Here is a 19,609-nt window from a genome sequence, read left to right on the forward strand (position 1 = left end):
ATTTAGTGCTAAACGAAGTGCAGCCTAGATTTAGTAGTCTGCTAAGGCGAGTGAGTAAGATTTTAAAATTTGCAAAATAATAAATTTCTACTTTTAAAATATAGACTTTAATTTTTAATCTCTTTTATCCAAAAGGAAGACAAGGGGACTTAAATTACGAAGCCGTCCCCTTATCTTCCTTTAGATCCCACAATCCCCTCGCACGTTCAAAGTGGCATGCCCCAGTGCTAACGCACTGCATGCGTTTTAAAACTCTAGCAAGTTTAAATTTGGCGATGTGATATACACGCTCATAAATTTTAAAATTTAATGAAAACTTTTGAAGGTCAAATTTAAATTTATAGCTATTTATGCTTGGCTTCGTGCTCTAGTAGCCAAATTTTAGTTGGCAAGCCTTCGCCGCCTGAGTAGCCACCAAGGCCGCTACTAGAGAGCACTCTATGACAAGGAACGATGATAGGCACTGGGTTTTTGGCATTTGCTGAGCCTGCTGCTCGGTAAGCGTTTTTATGACCTGCAGCAATTGCAAGAGCTGCGTATGTGGTAGTTTCGCCGTATGGCACTTTTTGTAAAACGTCATAAATTTTGGCTCTAAATTTGGTCGTTTTTATATCAAGTCTAACGCTAAATTTTTTAAGCTTGCCCTTAAAATAAGCCTCTAGCTCGTCTAAACAAAGCTTTAAATTTTCATCTTTTATCGCTACTTTTTCAAATTTATCTACAAAATTTATCTCGCAAATTCCACTTTCACTAGCAACGATCTCTAAAATTCCAATGGGCGATTTTAGGTAGGCTTTTGACACATTTGCTCCTTGAAATTTGAAATTTTGGGCAAATTTTACTTTAGATTGTTTTGCTTTTTGATAAAATGCAAGCAAAATCAGCGATTTTGGACTAAAAACGAGCAAAATCACAAAGGAAATTTATGAGCTTTTTTACCGACTACGAAAAACACGTGAGTGAGCGAGAAAAAGAGGGCGTGCCACCGCTTGCGCTAAATGCCAAGCAAACAAGTGAAATTTGTGAGCTAATGAGACTTGCTGGCGACTCTAGCGGCGATGAGAAGGCGCAAAACGAGCTAAAATTTCTTATAAATTTGCTCACAAATCGCGTAAATCCAGGTGTTGATGACGCGGCAAAGATAAAGGCGGAATTTCTTGGCGAGGTGATAGAAGGTCTTAAGATAGACGGCCTTGATGCAGTTTGTGCCATTAAAATTTTAGGCAAGATGCTTGGCGGATACAACGTAGAAATTTTGGTGCGAGCGCTAAAAAATAGCGATGATGTTATCGCGCAAGCTGCGGCAAATGAGCTAAAAAATATCATTTTGGTGCATGAGCATTTTGACGAGATAGCAAGGCTAGCAAATAGCAATAAATTTGCAAAAGAGGTGCTTGCCTCATGGGCAAACGCTGAGTGGTTTACACACAAAAAGCCACTTAGTGAGTGCATAAAGGCAGTGGTTTTTAAGGTGCCTGGCGAGACAAATACTGATGATCTAAGCCCTGCAAGCGAGGCCTATACAAGGGCTGACATACCGCTTCATGCAAAGGCGATGCTCGTTAAAAAGATGCCTGAGGGCTTAGAGGTCCTAAAAGAGCTAAAAAGTCGCGGCAAGAGCGTGGCGTATGTTGGCGACGTGGTCGGCACTGGCAGCAGCAGAAAGAGTGGTATAAACTCTATACAGTGGCACCTTGGCGATGAGATAGAGGGCGTGCCAAACAAAAAAACCGGTGGCATCGTGATCGGCACGACCATAGCTCCGATATTTTTTAACACCGCCGAAGATAGCGGCGCACTGCCGATAGTTGCAAACGTAAATGAGCTAGAAATGGGCGATGAGATAGAAATTTATCCATTTAAAGGCGAAATTTATAAGCTCGCAGGCAATGAAAAAAAGCTCGTGGCAAATTTTAAACTTAGCCCAAACACCCTAAGTGACGAGATAAGAGCAGGTGGCAGGATATCTTTGATGATAGGTAGGCAAGTCACCAAAAAGGCTAGAGAGGCCTTGGGACTTGGAGAGGAGCAAATTTTCATAAAGCCAGATCAGCCAAAAGAGCTAGGCGGTGGCTATACGCTCGCTCAAAAGATGGTCGGCAAGGCTTGCGGTAAGGCTGGCGTGAGAGCTGGGGCCTACGTAGAGCCTGAAATTTTGACCGTTGGCTCGCAAGACACCACTGGGCCTATGACTAGAGATGAGATAAAAGAGCTTGCTAGCCTTAGTTTTGGGGCGGATTTTGTCTTGCAAAGCTTTTGCCACACGGCTGCTTATCCAAAGCCAAGCGACCTTGAGATGCAAAAGAGCTTGCCTAAATTTATAAATTTACGTGGCGGTGTGAGCCTAAAACCAGGTGACGGCGTCATCCACTCGTGGCTAAACCGCATGGTCTTGCCTGACAGCGTTGGCACTGGCGGCGATAGTCACACGAGATTTCCTATTGGCATTAGCTTTCCAGCGGGCAGCGGTCTAGTGGCGTTTGCGGCGGTGCTTGGTATGATGCCGCTAAATATGCCAGAGTCAGTTTTGATCAAATTTAAAGGCGAGCTAAAAGAGGGCGTGACGCTTCGTGATCTTGTCAATGCGATACCTTATTTTGCTATCAAAAAAGGGCTTTTAAGCGTTGAAAAGAAAAATAAAAAGAACATTTTTGCGGGCAAAATTTTAGAGATAGAAGGGCTAGAGAGCCTAAAAGTGGAGCAGGCATTTGAGCTAAGTGACGCTTCGGCTGAGCGCTCGGCGGCTGCTTGCGTGGTAAATTTAAGCGAGGCTAGCGTCGCGGAGTACGTTCGCTCAAACGTTGCGCTAATTGAAGCAATGATAAAAGCAGGATACGAGAGCCATGAAACGCTTGCTAGACGAAAAGAGAAGATGCAAAAATGGCTAGAAAACCCAACTCTTTTAAGAGCCGACAAGGACGCAAGATACGCTGAAATTTTAGAGATTGATTTGTCGCAGATAGATGAGCCGATTTTGGCCTGTCCAAACGACCCAGACGACGTGGCGACTTTAAGTGAAATTTTAGCTGATAGCAAAAGAGCGCACAACATCGACGAGGTCTTTGTGGGTAGCTGTATGACAAATATCGGGCATTACAGGGCGCTTGCTAGGATCTTAGAGCGTGAGAGCAAGCTTACTACTAGGCTTTGGATAGCACCGCCAACAAAGATGGATAAAAAGACGCTTGAAGATGAGGGCGTTTATGAAATTTTTAAAAGGTTAAATGCTAGGACAGAGGTGCCAGGCTGCTCGCTTTGCATGGGCAATCAAGCAAGAGTGAACGATAATGCCATTGTTTTTTCGACCTCGACTAGAAATTTTGACAACAGAATGGGCATGGGCGCAAAGGTCTATCTAGGAAGTGCCGAGCTGGCCGCTGTATGCGCGTTGCTAGGGCGTTTGCCAAGCGTTAGTGAGTATAAAAAAATAGTAAGAGATAGTCTTAGTTTAAACAAAGATCAAATTTATAAATACCTAAATTTTAATGAAATAAGCGAGTTTAGTATATAAATTTGTTACAATATCGCGAAATTTTAAGGAGCTTTGATGAAAAAAGTAGCTTTTTTTCTCTTTTTTAGCAGTTTTCTTTTTGTAAATTTACACGCATTAGAGTGCGGTGATCTTGCTAAAAAAGATAGCTTTAAAACTACTCCAAACGAGCTTGCTTACGCGAATGAGGGGCTATTTTACTGTGATGGCTCACTTTTAAATTTAAAAGAGGTAAAAGAGCTTTTTGATGCGAGTGTGGCTGTGAGGAGTGAGTCTCAAAGCTGCGTTGGCGAGGGCGTTTACAGAGAAAATTTAAATAAATTTAGATGGATCTTACTAAAAGCCTCGTTTGCTCCTGATATCTATCAAAAAGAGCTTGCAAAACCAGAGGCTGCCGAGGCTCAAAAAGATGCTCAAATGGAGTACTTTAGATACTGGGCGAATGAGAGCTTGTTTAACTTTTTAAAATATAAAAAATTCAGCGAAGCTTATAAAAACGCTCAAACTCCGCTGGTTAAATTTTACGAGGCTTTAGGCGTTGATAGTGCAAGTGCCGCCTACTACGCAACTAGCGTGATAAATGAGTTTTTAAGCTTTAGTGTGGGCAAAAAGGTAAATAAGGCTAAAACTCTAACTTCTGAGCAAAAGATGATGGCTCAAAAGCTAAGCCAAGACGAGCTTGCAAATTTGCTTTATTCTAAAAATTTCACCACCGCTGAGCTTACAAATTTACTTGATATTGCACTGCTAAATGACAAAAGTAGCGAGATGATAGAAGAGATTATAAGGCGCGGGGCGGATCTAAATTTAGGCGATGAGACGCCGCTCTTTTTTGCTCTTAAAAATTTAGAAAATGTGAAAATTTTGCTTAAAAACAGAGCCGATGTAAATCACAAAAATTTCTTTGGCAAAAGTGCGCTTTTTTACGCTGTGCAGTTTGAGGATGCGCCTCTTTGCGAGCTTTTGCTAAAGAGCGGGGCCAATGCAAACGAGAGCTACATCGACGAGCAGTCTAAGATGAATATGATAAATTTAGGCATGATGCAAGTAGAAGATACGTGTGGTTTGGAGCATACAAATAGAAGCGTTTTCATGCATGCAGCAGCTCACGCGACGCCAGAAATTTTAAAGCTTTTGATAGATAACGGCGCTGATATGAACGCCACTGATGATGCTGGATTTAACGCGCTTGATTATGCGATTAAAGATAAAAACGAAAAAAATATTAAATTTTTAGAAGAGCTTGGTTTAAAGCCAAATTTTAATTAGGAAGAGATATGAAAAAGACGGCTTTTGTGACAGGTGCGACATCTGGCTTTGGCGAGGCGATCGCTAGAAGACTCTCTAAAGAGGGCTACAAGATAGTAGCTCTTGCAAGGCGCGAAGATAGGCTAAAAAAGCTAGCTAGCGAGCTTGGCGATACGCACATCATCGTAGCTGACATACGTGATAAAAAGGCTGTTTTTGACGCAGTTGATAGCCTGCCTGATAAATTTAAAGACATCGAAGTGCTTGTAAATAACGCTGGACTTGCCTTGGGACAAGAGAAGACGATAGACGCGAAAGTAGAGGACTTTGAGACGATGATAGATACAAATGTAAAGGGTCTTATCTACTCTACAAAGGCGGTTTTGTCATTACTTTACAAGCAAGAAAAGGGCTATATCTTTAATCTTGGCTCAACAGCTGGCTCGTGGCCATATCCAGGTAGCAACGTTTATGGCGCTACAAAGGCCTTTGTAAAGCAGTTTAGTCTAAATTTAAGAAACGATCTAGTTGGCACAAATATCAGAGTGACAAACATCGAGCCAGGGCTTTGCAAGACTGAATTTAGTGAGGTTAGATTTAAGGGAGATAAGGCAAAGGCTGATAGTCTTTATGAAAATACAAATTTCATCACAGCTGAGGATATAGCGACCATTTTGCTTAACTGCCTAAATATGCCTGAGAGTGTAAATATAAACAGGGTCGAAGTCATGGCAAATACGCAGACTTGGGCTGGACTTGCGATAGAAAAATTTTAAGGAGTTTATGTGAGACAAATTTTATTGTTACTATTTTTTAGTGCCGTACTTTTTGGAGTTGATCCAGAAGTGGCAAAGAGAAACGCTGAAATTTACGGCGTATTCACGCTTATACCGCCTGTTGTGGCAATAGCACTCGCTTTTATCACAAAAGACGTTATATTGTCGCTATTTATCGGTGTTTTTAGTGGAACTTTTCTTATAAATATCGTTAATGAAAATGTCTTTATGGGCATCATCAAAGGCTTTACAGGTATCGTTTCAAGAGTGGTTGAGTCAATGGCTGATAGCACCGATGCTGGCATATTGCTTCAAGTGCTTTGTATCGGCGGCGTGGTCGCACTCATCACAAAGATGGGCGGCACAAAAGCGGTTGCTCTTTGGCTTAGCAAAAAGGCAAAAACTGGCGTTTCAGCTCAAATTTCAACTTGGCTTATGGGTATCTTTGTATTTTTCGATGACTACGCAAACGCCCTAATCGTTGGTCCTATCATGAGGCCAATAAGCGATAAATTTAAAATCAGCCGCGAAAAGCTAGCCTTCATCATCGACGCTACTGCAGCACCGATTGCAGGTATTGCTATCATCTCTACATGGGTTGGCCTTGAGGTTTCGCTCATCGAAAAAGGCTATGAGCTTATCGGCGAGACTGGCATAAACGCTTATTCTATATTTATCGAGACCATTCCATATAGATTTTACAACCTCTTTATCTTGTTTTTTATCGTCTGCACAGCCTTGATGCAACGCGAGTATGGTCCTATGCTAGCAGCCGAAAGACGCGCTAGAAGAGGCGAGCTTCACTCAGGCAAAACTCAAATTCAAGACCTTGAAGATAAGACTCTTGAGCCAAAAGAGGGCGTAAAGCTAAGCGCTTCAAATGCTATCGTGCCGCTTCTTGTGCTAGTTATCGGTGCATTTACTAGCTTTTATTTCAGCGGTCTTGCTGCACTTGAGGGCGATACTCTTAAAAATGCACTTGCAAATCCACTTTCATTTTCAACATTTAAAGATACTTTTGGCGCAGCTGACTCTGCTACATCGCTATTTCAAGCAGCACTACTTGCTAGTATAGTAGCTATTGTCATGGGTGTTTGGCGCAAAATTTTTGATGTAAAAGAGGCTATTAGCACATGGGTAAAGGGCTGGAAAACTATGATCATCACGGTCGTCATCTTGCTTCTTGCTTGGAGCCTTAGCGCGGTTATAAAAGAGCTTGGCACTTCAAGATATTTGGTTGATTTGCTAAGTGATTCAACGCCTAAATTTATCTTGCCAGTGGCTGTTTTCATCCTTGGCTCATTTATCAGCTTCTCAACTGGCACCAGCTACGGCACGATGGGCATTTTGATGCCTCTAGCTATCCCGCTAGCTTATGCAGTGGGCAAAAACTACGGCTTAGATGGCGATGCGATGCATGCTTATATGATCGTAAATATCTCAAGCGTTCTAACTGGCGCTATCTTTGGTGATCACTGCTCGCCGATCTCTGATACTACGATACTTTCATCAATGGGCGCAGGATGTAGCCACATCGATCACGTCTCAACGCAGATGATCTACGCACTTAGCGTTTGTGCGGTTTGTGTGCTTGTTGGCTACTTGCCGGTCGCACTTGGTCTTAGCGTTTGGATTGCACTTCCTTGCGGATTTTTAGCGATTTGGGCTTTGGTTAGATTTGTCGGTAAAAAAGTCGAAGAGAAAGCGGCATAAATTTGGACTGCAAATACCTAAAAGAGTGCGGATCATGCACTCTTTTTACCCCTTATAGTGAGCAAATTTCATTTAAAACTGATCTTATCAAGCAAAATTTCTCCCACTTTTATGAGGGTAAATTTGATGTTTTTAGCTCAAGCCCAAAGCACTACCGCACGAGGGCTGAGTTTGGCATCTGGCACGAGGGCAGCAAGCTTAGCTATACGATGCACGCAAGCGAAAAAGGTAAAAAGGTCTTCATAGATGAGTGCCCAAAGGTTTGCGAGCAAATTTCACATCTCATGCCAAGGCTACTTGAGAGCTTGCAAGATGATGAAATTTTACGCACAAAGCTCTTTGGAGTGGAGTTTATCGCCTGTAAAAGCGGCACCTTAGTCACGCTTCTTTATCACAAAAAGCTTGATAGTGAGTTTGAAGCGGTGATGAAAACTCTAGCTAGCAAGCTTGATGTCATGATCCTAGCTAGATCTCGTGGTCAAAAGCTTCTAAGTGGCGAGCTAAATTTAGTTGATGAGCTAAATGTTGATGGGCAAATTTATAAATTTAGCCTAAGTGAAAATGCCTTTATCCAGCCAAATAAAGCGGTAAATGAGAAGATGATAGCTTGGGCAAAAGAGTGCGTGCAAGGTGGCGCTGACCTACTGGAGCTTTACTGCGGACATGGGAATTTTACTATCCCGCTTTCGTTTAAATTTAAAAACGTCCTTGCCACTGAAATTTCAAAAAGCTCGATCGCAAATGCCCTTAAAAACTGCGAGCTAAATGGGGCAGAAAATATCAAATTTTTACGCATGGACGCTGATGAGCTGATGAGCGCATTTGCTGGCGTTAGGGAGTTTAATAGGCTAAAAGATATAAGCTTAAACGACTTTAACTTCTCTCATGTCCTTGTAGATCCGCCACGCGCAGGACTTAGTGAAAGCGTCATAAATTTCATTAGAAATTTCAAAAACATCATCTACATCTCGTGCAATCCAGAGACATTAAAAGAAAATCTAAATGAGCTTACTAAAAGCCATAAAGTGATAAAATTTGCGCTCTTTGATCAGTTTGCTAACACTCATCACATCGAGTGTGGCGTGCTACTAGAGGCAAAAGATAAATTTTAAAAGGAAAGTTGAAAAATGGTTTCATTAAACAAAATCATCCAAGCAAAGATAACGATCGGTCACTTTGTAAATAAAACTCCGTTTGCGCTAAGTGCAAAACTTAGCAAAATTTTAGGCGCAAATGTCTATCTGAAAGAGGAAAATTTACAACGAACCGGAGCTTATAAGATAAGAGGCGCTTACAATAAAATAGCTAGCCTAAGCGAGGAGGAGCGAAAACGTGGCGTCGTGGCTGCAAGCGCTGGCAATCACGCTCAAGGTGTGGCGATAAGTGCAAAAGAATTTGGCGTGCATGCTTGCATCGTCATGCCAGAATCAACCCCACTTCTAAAGGTAGCTGGCACAAAGGATCTTGGCGCTGAAGTGATCTTAAAAGGTGATAACTTTGATGAGGCGTATGAATTTGCAGTAAATTACGCCAAAGAAAAAGATATGACCTTTGTTCATCCATTTAACGATGAGTACGTCATGGCAGGGCAGGGTACTGTGGGTCTTGAGATGCTTGATGAGATAAGCGACCTTGATATGGTTGTAGTGCCAGTTGGTGGCGGTGGCCTAGCTAGCGGCGTGGCAAGCTGTATAAAACAAGTAAATCCAAAAACTAAAGTCGTTTGCGTCGGCGCAAAGGGCGCTCCAGCGATGTTTAACAGCTACGGCGCTAAAAAGAGCATAAACTCAAAGTCAGTTCGCACCATAGCTGATGGCATCGCTGTGCGTGATGCGAGCGAGATAACGCTTAAAAATATCGTTGAGTGCGTTGATGAGTTTGTGCAGGTCGATGATGAGGAGATCGCAACTGCGATTTTATTTTTGCTAGAGACGCAAAAGATCGTGGTTGAGGGAGCTGGCGCAGCTGGCGTGGCAGCACTTATGCATGATAAGATCAAATTTAAAAAAGGCGCAAAGATAGGCGTGGTGCTAAGTGGCGGAAATATCGATGTTCAGGTGCTTTCTATCATCATCGAAAAGGGTCTTATCAAGTCTCACCGCAAGATGACCTTGCAAATCACACTTGTAGATAAGCCAGGAGCGCTCATGAGCCTAACTGATAGCCTAAAATCAGCAAATGCAAACATCGTCAAGATCGACTACGACCGCTTCTCTACTAAGCTTGACTACGGCGATGCAAGCATCACTATCACGCTTGAGACAAAGGGTCTTGAGCATCAAGAAAAGATCAAAGATACACTTAATAAAAACGGCTTTTCTTTCACTCAACTCTTCTAAATTTATAAGCTCGCTACCTTTTAAAGTAGCGAGCATTTCTAACTAAAACAATATCTCAAATTTAGCATTTACGCTGTTTGATCTTACATCTTTAGCAAAAGCTCCAGTGTAAGAAAGGCCTAAATTTACATTTTTATAGACATTTGCTTTTATGCCAAGGCTAGCTGTGCCAAGGTTTTTAACCTCTTTGCCCTCTAGCTCTAGGTATCCAGCATTTGCGACATTCACGCCGATAGTTGGTTTTGTGTCGCCAACTAGTCTGTTGTATGCTAGATCAGCTTCAAATTTCATCTTAGTGCTACCTAGGCTAAATGGTACGCTAGGGTTTAGACCAAGGCTAAAAATGCCTAAATTTCTAGTTTTTTCATCAACATCCATTTTGAAAATTCCTACATTTTGGCTTGTGCTATCAGTTTTCATGCGTAGATAGCTTGCACCCACATAAGGATTTAGTGAGAAATTTTCTGTATTAAAGCTAGTTAGGGCTAAATTTGCATAAGCATTAAGCGCTTTTTCTTTGCTTTTTATATGATCGTTTGAGTAAAAGCTTGCGATTGTTGCACCATTTTGAGTTTTGCGCTTAGCATCTGTGTATAGTACTCCAAGGTCTAGTTTAGTGCTAGCGATCTCGCTTTTGCCGTAGATGCCGATGCTTTTGCCTTTTGTCTTATAGACATCATCGCCGTCTTCTTTTACTTTTTCTGTGCTAGCACCAAGAACACCGCCAAGTACAAATGCGTCATTTACGCTGCCGTCAAATCCAAAAAGCTGTGTCATAGAGTTTGCTTTTATGTCATTAAATTTCATAGCGTCAAACATGGTATTTGACCAAAATTTCATACCATTTGAGTCGCTTGCTCTTATGCCAAATGGGTCAGATTCGTGGTTGATGACTGCATTTTTTAGCATGATACTTTCTAGTAAAAATGCATTGTGCTGAGCTAAATTTGCTTCATTTGCAAATGTTTTTAGGGTTTGTTTTGCCTCTTTTGGTGTAGTGTAGATGAAGTGTCTATAAAGATCGCTTGTAATAACTGCTGGCCTGCTTCTAAATGGCGAAGGAAGTAGCGCTGGCTTGCTAGCTGTGCTTTCTATGAGCTCTGCAACTTTCTTTTGGTTGTCATTAGCTGCGATGCTTGTCATTGTATTTTTTGATTTTTTAAGAGTAAGCTCTAGCTTGTTGTCATTATAGTTTTTGCTAAGATCAAAAAATGCATACTCTTTTGAAAGGGTATCTTCATAGCCTTTGAAATTTCCAGTTGCAGTAAATGTCTTTGATTTTGTGCTGTCGTTATAGAGCCTTTGCATGATCTCTAAGCTTGGCTCACTTATGTTTATAAATGAGTTTTTCTCAAAGTTTAGATCTAAATTTGAAGCGCCGTTTGAGACGATGTAGCTACCGCCTGATTTGATAGTGGCTTTTACTACGTCATTTGAGCTTTTTTTGGTCACTTCTCCTAAAGATAGTTGCAAGGTAAATTTATTTCTACTAACCTTTGGCACGCTCATTTCTCTTACAATTTCTAGTGCGCCGCCATTTTCTACTATCACGTCGCTTGATTTCAGAGATTGATTAAGAGCTGTGATCTTGCCGCCTTTTATTATGGTCTTGCCAGTGTAAGAGTTGTCTCCTGCTAGGCTTAGTGTGCCTTGACCTCTTTTTATAAGAGTACCTTCGTAGCCTTCACTTGCCCTTAGCTCTCTTGCTCTTTCTCTAGCATTACCTATCTCAAGTTCGGCTTTTTGCTCTGGTGTTAAATTTGCTATTTTCTCTAGCTCAGCCTTGCGCTCGGTCCAAATTTTAGCCTCTGCATCATCTTCTGTTTTTCTAAATTTGATAGCCACATCGCTTATATTGTTTGAGTAGATATCATCGCTATTTAAATTTACATCAAACACTCCTAGAAGCTGACCTGGTCCAAACATCGCCTTATATAGATCCACTACGCCCCAGCCCCAGCGCTCATCAGGCACTCCAAGTGCAGCACTAAAGCCTGAAATTTTTCTAGTATCAGCTGGCTCTTTGAAGTCATCATGAATTTGCCTTGCAGTAGTTAGTAGCACCTCTCTTATCTGAGCGTTATTCATATATGGGTATCTTTGCATGATGACACCAAGTGCGCCAGTGACGTGTGGAGCTGCCATTGATGTACCGCCTTTTGTGCCGTAGTCTGCTTTGCTAGTTTTTAGATCAACGACGGTTGAGTATATAGGTTTTGCAGGTGCTGCCACGCTCCACCATTTTGAGTGACCAGGTGTGTTGTAGCGCTGCGTGTCGCCCTCTAGCTGACCAGTGACGTTTAGCCAGTACTTCTCAGCATCAGGTCTAAAGTATGGAAGCATCGCTCTTGTATATGACTCTTTCATCCCATCTCTGTTGCCAGCAGTAAAAATTTGGATGACGCCATATCTTGTAGCGACCTCATAGGCTGCATCTAAGAAATTTTTGCCATTTACTACAAATGGATAGTAGCTTTTATATGCAGCATCAAGATCTTTGATATCTAGGTTATTGCTGCCATCATACCCAGTAGCACCTTCGTAGGCTTTGTAAAATTTACGGTTTGAGCCCCAGCTATTATTTATCGCTCTAGCTCCACTCTTTGCTAGTCCTTCGTAAGAATTTAAAAAGAAGTTGTAGTCTTGATTTGGACCATATGTCATGCCGTCAGTGCCGCCGGTATTGCCCATTATAAGCCTTGCATCAAATGCTACGCCGTGCATGCCCGCACCATCTCTTGAAGCAGCTATCGTGCCAGCTACGTGAGTGCCGTGAGAGTCGTTTACTCCAGCTATCCAGTCGCCATCTATGCTAAATTCCTCACCTTTTTTAAAGTCACCAAAGTCTTTTTTGTTTTTTTCTTCACTGCCTTTTTTAAGAAGAGGTGAGTTGCCATACTCTGTGTCAGGATATCTTTGACCATCTTTATAATAGCTACCAGAAACTTTTAGCGCACTTACTCTGCCATCACTAAATTCTGGATGGCTAAGTAGCACACCAGAGTCCATCACACCAAGCGTTACGCCTTTGCCAGTTGCTCCAAGAGCATATGCAACGGCTGCGTTCATGCTCACTAAACCCCAGTCGGCCTTGTACTCATCGCTCTGCCAGCTTTTTATATCGCCAAATTTACCTCTGTTTTGCTCGCTAGCACTTAGCTGATTAGCAAGCAAAAGAGTGCAGCAAGCAACACTTAAAAGGATGCACTTTTTGCTTGAAACGGATCTTTTCATATCTCGTCCTTTACATAAAATTTAAACCAATTCTAAAATTCTTAAAATAAATTATTAATTAAAATAATAATAATTTAATGAAAAATCGTAGGCTAAATTTACAAAAATATACGTCTTTTACGCTAGTTTTACATTTAATGAGATATTTTATAAAAGACTTAATCTAAAATTAGTTATTTAAATATAATTTTTCTTATCTCTATTTTTAAAACTATTATTTATATATTTTTTTAAAGGATTATTATTTTTCATTAAATTTACAGGACTAAAATTTCGCAAATTTATTCAAGGATGAGATATGAAAAAGAGTTTATTAAGCCTTGTGTTGTTTTGCACTTTAGCTTTTTGTGCCGATGATGAGGTGGTTAGCAAGCAAAACGATCAAGTATGGATAGGAGCTATGGGCGGATGCAATCTTTATGTATTTTCACTAAAGACGACTGACGCGCCAGTAGATAAGCTAATAGCCAAAGATGAGGCGCAAAAAGAGCTTGTGGCAAATACTAAAAATTTACCAAACAAACACAACGTAATGTTTGCAAAGTGCGATGACTACACAGCGCTCATAGATAGCGGCTATGAAGATAGCTTGGAGGTTTTAAAGTATGATCTGCAAACTTTTGGAAATATAAAGCCAGAGGATCTAACCTACGTCATCGTCACGCACGCTCATCCTGATCATATAGGCGGGCTCATAGATGGCGATAAAAAGACATTTAAAAACGCCAAGCTTTTTATAGATGAAAAGGAGTGGGACTACTGGATGAAGGGCAAAGATGAGAGGACAAAAGAAATTTTATCGCTTTATAAGGATGATAAAAGCTTTTTTGACCATAAAAAGCCACTATTTGACGGGGCGCTAAAGATCATGGCTATCCCAGCCTACGGCCACACTCCAGGGCACAACATGATAAGCTTTGAGTCAGATAACGACAAGATCATCTTTATAGCCGACCTGCTTCACGTCCTAGCAGTGCAAGAGGTCGAGCCAAGCATATCTATCACTTATGATATAGATCCAGTGCAAGCTGCCAAAACGAGAGAAAAGGTGCTTGATGGCTTGGAGGACGAGACTACAAAGATAGTAGGCGCTCACATGCCTTATAAGAGCCCCATCACCTTGCCAGAGTGATAAATTTCTTTTGCTTTACAAATTTAGGATAAAATGCGGGCTTTAAAGGAGAAAATATGAGCGAATACGCAAATTTGATATTAGCTATCTTGCTAGCTATTTTGGCATTTGCATTTTATAGGTCAAACAAGGCGCTAAAAAAGGCAAAAGATGATAGCGAAAATGTCTCAGTCAGCACTGAAATTTCGCAGCTAAAAAGCATCGGCGAGCTATCTGTTTTTCAAGTTTATAGCAAAGAGATCGTCACAAAGACAGATCATGCGTTTGGAAATTTTGGCAAAGAGTATCTAAGGTGGCTAGTAAGCGAGAAGAAGCTTTCGATGATATTTGAGTTTGAGATAAATTTCATCTACGATCTAACTAGCCCTAGACTCGAGATCATACAGATCGCAAACTCTAGCTACAAGATAAAAATGCCTCCATGTAAGTATAAATTTTCAATCGCAGATATGAAATTTTACGATGAAAAAAACGGCAAATTTATACCATTTTTGCTGCCTGACTCGCTAAATGGTTTTTTTGGTAGCACATTTACAGAAGAAGATAAAAATAGACTAATCGAAGAGGCAAGAAACGAGGTTAAGAAGATGAGCGTTCGCCTTATCTCACAGCTTCAAAGCAAAATCCACAAATCAGCTCGCGATACGCTTGAAGCGATAGCTAAGAGCTTTGGCGCGAATAAGGTTGAGTTTGTCTTTGACGATAGCGACGAGCAGATAAATGAGCAACTAAATTTAGAAAACATTGCATAAAAACAAAATTTAAAGGAGAAAAAATGAGTGTAAATTCACAAGAGGTCACACAAACACCTGGTAACAACACAGTCTTTCAAACATGGGTCTTAAAAGGCGATAAAAAGGCATGTAAAGAGGGCTTTGCTAAGCTTTGTGCTTTGGTTGTAAATTTAAATAAAACCGCAAAGGTTAGATTTGGCGCAAATGAAAATGTAAATTGCGTCCTTGGCGTGGGTCATGATGCTTGGAAAAAGCTTGAAATTTCAAAAGATCTGCCAAAAGAGCTTGTAAATTTTAAAGCGATCAAAGGCGATAAACATGAAGCCGTTAGCACAAAGGGCGATATACACATCCATATCCGTGCGCTAAATGCGGCTGACTGTTTTGACATGGCGCAAAATATCAAAGAAGTTTTATTTAAATTTGCAGAGCTTACAGATGAGACTCAAGGCTTTAAGTATCACGACGGCAGAGCGATAATTGGCTTTGTCGATGGCACTGAAAATCCTGATGGCGAAGATAGAGATCTTTTTGCAAAAGTTGGCAAAGAGGATGCTAAATTTAAAGGCGGAAGCTACGTTTTCGTGCAAAAATACTTCCATAAAATGCAAGAGTGGAACGCCACAAGCGTGAGCGAGCAGGAAAAGGTTATAGGCCGCTCAAAAGAGTATGACATCGAGATGGACGAGAGCGTAAAACCTACAAATTCACACTCGGCTGCTGCAAATGTAGGCGACGATAAAAAGGTCGTGCGTGGCAATATGCCATTTACTGAAGGTAGCAAAACAGGCACTTACTTCATCGCTTATGCTAGCACCTTTTCAACGGTTGAGCTTATGCTTAAAAAGATGTTTATCGGCGAGCCAAAAGGCAACTCAGATAGGCTGCTTGACTTTAGCACGCCAGTGACTGGGGCTCTCTTTTTTGCTCCTACGCTTGATATGCTTGGCGACTACGAGGGATAAATTTAGCTTGGGGCGAAGCAAATTTGCCCCTTTAAATTTAAGAGGATAAAGATGCCAGAGTGGTTTATCTACGCAGCTCTTTCGGCTGTTTTTGCTGCGCTTACCGCGATCTTTGCAAAGCTAGGCGTAAAGGATATCGACAGCGATTTTGCGACATTTTTAAGAACGATCGTTGTCGTTTTTATGCTTGTTTTGCTTTTAAGCGTGGCTAAAAAATGGCAACCACTAAGCTCACTAAGCCCTAAAAACTGGCTCTTTCTCATACTAAGTGGCATAGCTACTGGGCTGTCTTGGCTTATGTATTTTAAAGCGATGCAAGCGGGCAAGGTCTATCAAGTGGCACTAGTTGATAAATTTAGCGTTGTGCTGGCTATCATTTTGGCTGTTGTCTTTCTTGGTGAGAGGCTAAATTTAAAAGAAATTTTAGCCGTCTGCCTTATCGTATCTGGCGTGTTTTTACTCATTTTTAAATAAATTTTTCTGCATTATTCTTAAAGCATATTTTTAATTTTAATTTGTAATTAATCAAAAAGCCCCTAGAATTTGAACGATTTCATTTTAAAGGGAGAAATATGAAAAAAATTATTCTATCAGCCATCGTGGCTTGTGCGGCATTTGGTGCAGGTATGAACTACACAGATGTCGTAAAGGACGTATATGCTGACGCTAGCTCAGCTAAGAGCATAGGCAGGCTGCTACCAACCAACGCAGTTGAAATTTTACAAACAAGCGGCGATAGAGCGCAGATCAAAGTAAAAGGCTATCAAAACCCAGCCGTTAGCAACGTAGTTTATTTCGCTGATGGCGCGAGGATCATCTCAGTAGCGTTTGCAAAAACTGCACCTTTTGATATCAAAGTGATAAAAGAGGGCAAAAACGGCAAATGGAACGAGGTAGAGACAACAGTTTTTGTTCAAAAAGATGGCTTTAGCGCTGATGTAAATGCGATGTTTGCAAAAGCTGATAAGATGTATAAAGAGAGCTGTGGCGTCTGCCATGCGTTGCCTCAAACTACGCACTTTAACGCAAACCAGTGGCCGTCACTTCTAAAATCAATGATCGGCAGAACAGCGATAGATAAAAAAGACGAGTGGCTAGTTATCGAATACCTACAAAAACACTCATCTGATGTAAATTTAGGCAAATAAGGAGAAAAAATGAACGAGAACAGACGAGATTTTCTAAAAAAAGGTGCAACAGCACTTGCAGCTACACCTTTGCTTTCAGGTGTAACAGCTTCAAATTTGTTTGCTGATGAGATTAAAAAGGGCGTTGTAAAAAATGGCGAAACTCTTACAGCTGCTCACTGGGGCATGCTAAAAGTGACAACTAAAAACGGCATCGCTGTAAAGTCAGAGCCTATCCAAAAGACAAGTGAAATTTACAACCCACTTCAGCACTACACACCAGATATGATCTATAAAAGTCGTATCAAACACACAATGGTAAGAAAGAGCTACCTTGAAAATCCAGATAGCCCAAAACCAGAGCTTCGTGGCATTGATGAGTGGGTTGAGGTGCCTTATGAGGACGCGATCAAGCTAGTTGCTAAAGAGCTTAAAAAAACAAGAGCGCAAAAGGGCTTAGAGAGCGTTTTTGCAGGTAGCTACGGCTGGAAGTCAAGTGGCAATGTGCATAACTCAATAATTTTACTTCATAGATTTATGAACCTTAGTGGCGGTTTTGTTGGCTCACTTGGCGACTACTCAACAGGTGCTAGTCAGATCATCATGCCTCACGTTGTAGGTAGCATCGAGGTTTATGAGCAGCAAACTAGCTGGCCAGTCGTGCTAGAAAACTCAAAAGTCGTAGTCATCTGGGGCGCAAACCCACTTGCGACACTTCGCATAGCTTGGACAGCGACTGATGAGCAGGGCTTTAAATACTTTGAAGAGCTAAAAAATAAAAAAGATATCAAAGTGATCGTTATCGATCCTATCAGATCTGAAACAGCACAATACTTCGACAAAGCTCAGTGGATCGCTCCAGTGCCAAACACCGACACAGCGATGATGCTAGGCATGATGCACTACCTATATGAAAGTGGCAAATACGATAAAGAATTTATCGAAAACTACACTTATGGCTTTGATAAATTCCTCCCATATCTACTTGGCAAGACAGACAACACTCCTAAAAATTTAGAGTGGGCGAGCAAAATTTGTGGTATCGACAAAGATACTTTAAAAGAGCTAGCTGATACATTTGTAAGCAACCGCACGATGCTAATGAGTGGCTGGGGCATGCAGCGCGCTCATCACGGCGAGCAACCACACTGGGCGATGGTGACACTTGCAGCTATGATCGGTCAGATCGGCCTACCAGGCGGGGGATTTGGCTTAAGCTACCACTACTCAAACGGCGGCGCACCAACATGCAAAGGTGCAGTCATCGGCGGCGTAAATAGCGCAAGTGTGGGTAAATTTAACGAAAAAGGCGAGTTCATCGGCACTGATACGGGCGAATTTGACAAACGCGGTCGCTTCGTCGCAAAGGCAGCCGCAGTAGCGGGCACAGGTCAAAGCTGGCTACAAAAAGCAACCAACTACGCTTTCCCAGTAGCAAGGATCGCTGATGCGTTGCTTCACCCTGGCAAAGTGATAGATCATGACGGCAAAAAGATCACCTATCCAGACATCGACTTTATCTACTGGGTCGGCGGCAACCCACTCGTGCATCACCAAGATACTAATACAAATTTAAAAGCGTGGAGAAAGCCAAGAACCGTAGTCGTTCACGAAGCCTACTGGACACCGACAGCAAAGATGGCTGATATCGTCTTTCCAGTCACTACAGAGTATGAGAGAAACGACATCACGATGACAGGTGATTATTCAAACATGAATATCGTACCAATGAAACAAGTCGTTGAAAAATACCGCGAGGCAAAAGATGACTATCAAATTTTCACTGATCTTTGCAAGGCTTATGCTAAAAATTTAGTCGTTGCCTATACAGATAACGGCAAAGATGAATTTGACTGGATCAAAGAGTACTATGACGCAGCCTACGCTCAGGTCAAGGCTGTGCCAGAGCTTGCAAGCGATATGAAGCCATTTGAAGAGTTTTGGAATGAAAACAAACCAGTCACATTTGCCTCATCTCAAGATAGTAATAACTGGGTAAGACTTGGCGAATTTAGAGAAGATCCTGTGCTAAACGCTCTTGGAACGCCAAGCGGTCTTATCGAAATTTACTCAGATACGATCGAGAAAATGGGCTATGACGACTGCAAAGCACACCCAATGTGGTTTGAGCCGATCGAGTGGCTAGGCATGAAAGATAAGCCAGCTAAATTTCATATGATAAGCGCTCACCCAACTGATCGCTTGCACTCACAGCTAAGCCAAACTTCACTTCGTGAGAAGTATGCTATCGCTAATCGCGAGCCAGTGTGGATAAACGAAAATGACGCAAAAGAGCTTGGCGTAAAAACAGGCGATTTGGTGTGTGTATTTAACGCTCGTGGCGAGGTGCTAGCAGGTGCGTATGTGACTAAAAACATCAAAGAGGGCGTTGTAAAACTAGCTGAGGGTGCTTGGTATGACGGCTTTGACAGTGGCATCTGCAAAAACGGCTCTGCCAATGTGCTAACCATAGATATCCCAACAAGTAAGCTAGCAAACGGCAACATCAGCCACACAGCTCTTGTAAATATCAGAAAATATCAAGGCGATGAAGTGCCTAAACTTACAGCGTTTTCTGAGCCAAAATTTTCTAAATAATTTCAAAGCAGGGGAGTGATCTCCTGCTTTCATGCTTAAAATTCTAAAGTAAATTTTCTATTTACAAAAAGCTTAAATTTATATTTGAAGTCCTATAATTCCGTAAATTTTATTTCACAAGGAGTGTTGAGATGAGGTACAAGGCAAACTACAACTATTTAAAAGACAAGGTTGTCGAGCTAATTATTCAAAATCAAGACCATATTTCAAAAACATTATGTCGGTAATTTTACTGATCTAATTTGCAAAATTT

At 41.5% G+C, this 19,609-nt stretch carries 14 protein-coding genes; 12 read left to right on the forward strand and 2 right to left on the reverse strand.

Going from position 1 to position 19,609, the window contains the following annotated elements; translation table 11 throughout:
- Window positions 1–344: 344 nt before the first annotated feature.
- Window positions 345–803: a methylated-DNA--[protein]-cysteine S-methyltransferase gene (locus CVT14_RS09500; RefSeq protein ID WP_107850224.1), complete on the reverse strand. Its 459-nt coding sequence runs from the start codon at window positions 801–803 to the stop codon at window positions 345–347.
- Window positions 804–925: 122 nt separating this feature from the next.
- Between CVT14_RS09500 and CVT14_RS09505 the strand changes: the two genes are divergently transcribed.
- From CVT14_RS09505 to ilvA, 6 genes are read left to right on the forward strand one after another with little or no spacing between them, the layout of a single operon-like run.
- Complete coding sequence (locus tag CVT14_RS09505) at window positions 926–3,511, forward strand: bifunctional aconitate hydratase 2/2-methylisocitrate dehydratase (protein WP_107850202.1); 2,586 nt, start codon at window positions 926–928, stop codon at window positions 3,509–3,511.
- A gap of 36 nt (window positions 3,512–3,547) precedes the next feature.
- A complete protein-coding gene (locus CVT14_RS09510) occupies window positions 3,548–4,759 on the forward strand; it encodes an ankyrin repeat domain-containing protein (RefSeq protein WP_107850203.1) in 1,212 nt (403 codons plus the stop codon).
- An 8-nt stretch (window positions 4,760–4,767) separates the two neighbouring features.
- Entirely contained in the window at window positions 4,768–5,514 is a 747-nt protein-coding gene (locus CVT14_RS09515) for an SDR family NAD(P)-dependent oxidoreductase (protein WP_107850204.1), read from the forward strand.
- Window positions 5,515–5,523: 9 nt separating this feature from the next.
- On the forward strand, window positions 5,524–7,227 hold the full coding sequence (locus tag CVT14_RS09520; protein WP_107850205.1) for a Na+/H+ antiporter NhaC family protein: 1,704 nt from the start codon (window positions 5,524–5,526) through the stop codon (window positions 7,225–7,227).
- A 2-nt stretch (window positions 7,228–7,229) separates the two neighbouring features.
- Window positions 7,230–8,339: a tRNA (uridine(54)-C5)-methyltransferase TrmA gene (gene trmA, locus CVT14_RS09525; protein WP_107850206.1), complete on the forward strand. Its 1,110-nt coding sequence runs from the start codon at window positions 7,230–7,232 to the stop codon at window positions 8,337–8,339.
- Window positions 8,340–8,354: 15 nt separating this feature from the next.
- Window positions 8,355–9,566, forward strand: coding sequence for a threonine ammonia-lyase (gene ilvA / locus CVT14_RS09530; RefSeq protein ID WP_009293964.1), 1,212 nt, complete (start codon window positions 8,355–8,357; stop codon window positions 9,564–9,566).
- Window positions 9,567–9,608: 42 nt separating this feature from the next.
- Here the strand turns inward: ilvA and CVT14_RS09535 are convergent, their stop codons facing one another.
- On the reverse strand, window positions 9,609–12,800 hold the full coding sequence (locus tag CVT14_RS09535) for a S8 family peptidase (protein WP_107850207.1): 3,192 nt from the start codon (window positions 12,798–12,800) through the stop codon (window positions 9,609–9,611).
- Window positions 12,801–13,098: 298 nt separating this feature from the next.
- Here CVT14_RS09535 and CVT14_RS09540 point away from each other — a divergent pair, with 298 nt between their 5' ends.
- From CVT14_RS09540 to CVT14_RS09565, 6 genes are all read left to right on the forward strand, one after another.
- Entirely contained in the window at window positions 13,099–13,932 is an 834-nt protein-coding gene (locus CVT14_RS09540; RefSeq protein WP_107850208.1) for an MBL fold metallo-hydrolase, read from the forward strand.
- 56 nt (window positions 13,933–13,988) lie between these two features.
- Entirely contained in the window at window positions 13,989–14,684 is a 696-nt protein-coding gene (locus tag CVT14_RS09545) for a DUF4230 domain-containing protein (protein WP_107850209.1), read from the forward strand.
- A 23-nt stretch (window positions 14,685–14,707) separates the two neighbouring features.
- Entirely contained in the window at window positions 14,708–15,631 is a 924-nt protein-coding gene (locus CVT14_RS09550; RefSeq protein WP_107850210.1) for a Dyp-type peroxidase, read from the forward strand.
- 51 nt (window positions 15,632–15,682) lie between these two features.
- The gene (locus tag CVT14_RS09555; protein ID WP_107850211.1) at window positions 15,683–16,105 is read left to right on the forward strand and encodes an EamA family transporter; all 423 of its coding nucleotides are present in this window, start codon (window positions 15,683–15,685) and stop codon (window positions 16,103–16,105) included.
- A 98-nt stretch (window positions 16,106–16,203) separates the two neighbouring features.
- Entirely contained in the window at window positions 16,204–16,779 is a 576-nt protein-coding gene (locus tag CVT14_RS09560) for a cytochrome C (RefSeq protein WP_107850212.1), read from the forward strand.
- Window positions 16,780–16,788: 9 nt separating this feature from the next.
- Window positions 16,789–19,356, forward strand: coding sequence for a molybdopterin-dependent oxidoreductase (locus CVT14_RS09565; RefSeq protein ID WP_107850213.1), 2,568 nt, complete (start codon window positions 16,789–16,791; stop codon window positions 19,354–19,356).
- The last annotated feature ends 253 nt before the right edge of the window (window positions 19,357–19,609 follow it).

The organism is Campylobacter concisus (assembly GCF_003048445.1).
Classification (GTDB): Bacteria; Campylobacterota; Campylobacteria; order Campylobacterales; family Campylobacteraceae; genus Campylobacter_A; species Campylobacter_A concisus_BF.

Excerpts from the sequence above, each read along its gene's own strand:
- CVT14_RS09505 (WP_107850202.1), top strand. The coding sequence starts at position 926 with ATGAGCTTTTTTACCGACTACGAAAAACACGTGAGTGAGCGAGAAAAA.
- CVT14_RS09510 (WP_107850203.1), top strand. The coding sequence starts at position 3,548 with ATGAAAAAAGTAGCTTTTTTTCTCTTTTTTAGCAGTTTTCTTTTTGTA.
- CVT14_RS09515 (WP_107850204.1), top strand. The coding sequence starts at position 4,768 with ATGAAAAAGACGGCTTTTGTGACAGGTGCGACATCTGGCTTTGGCGAG.
- ilvA (WP_009293964.1), top strand. The coding sequence starts at position 8,355 with ATGGTTTCATTAAACAAAATCATCCAAGCAAAGATAACGATCGGTCAC.
- CVT14_RS09535 (WP_107850207.1), bottom strand. The coding sequence starts at position 12,800 with ATGAAAAGATCCGTTTCAAGCAAAAAGTGCATCCTTTTAAGTGTTGCT.
- CVT14_RS09540 (WP_107850208.1), top strand. The coding sequence starts at position 13,099 with ATGAAAAAGAGTTTATTAAGCCTTGTGTTGTTTTGCACTTTAGCTTTT.
- CVT14_RS09545 (WP_107850209.1), top strand. The coding sequence starts at position 13,989 with ATGAGCGAATACGCAAATTTGATATTAGCTATCTTGCTAGCTATTTTG.
- CVT14_RS09550 (WP_107850210.1), top strand. The coding sequence starts at position 14,708 with ATGAGTGTAAATTCACAAGAGGTCACACAAACACCTGGTAACAACACA.
- CVT14_RS09555 (WP_107850211.1), top strand. The coding sequence starts at position 15,683 with ATGCCAGAGTGGTTTATCTACGCAGCTCTTTCGGCTGTTTTTGCTGCG.
- CVT14_RS09560 (WP_107850212.1), top strand. The coding sequence starts at position 16,204 with ATGAAAAAAATTATTCTATCAGCCATCGTGGCTTGTGCGGCATTTGGT.
- CVT14_RS09565 (WP_107850213.1), top strand. The coding sequence starts at position 16,789 with ATGAACGAGAACAGACGAGATTTTCTAAAAAAAGGTGCAACAGCACTT.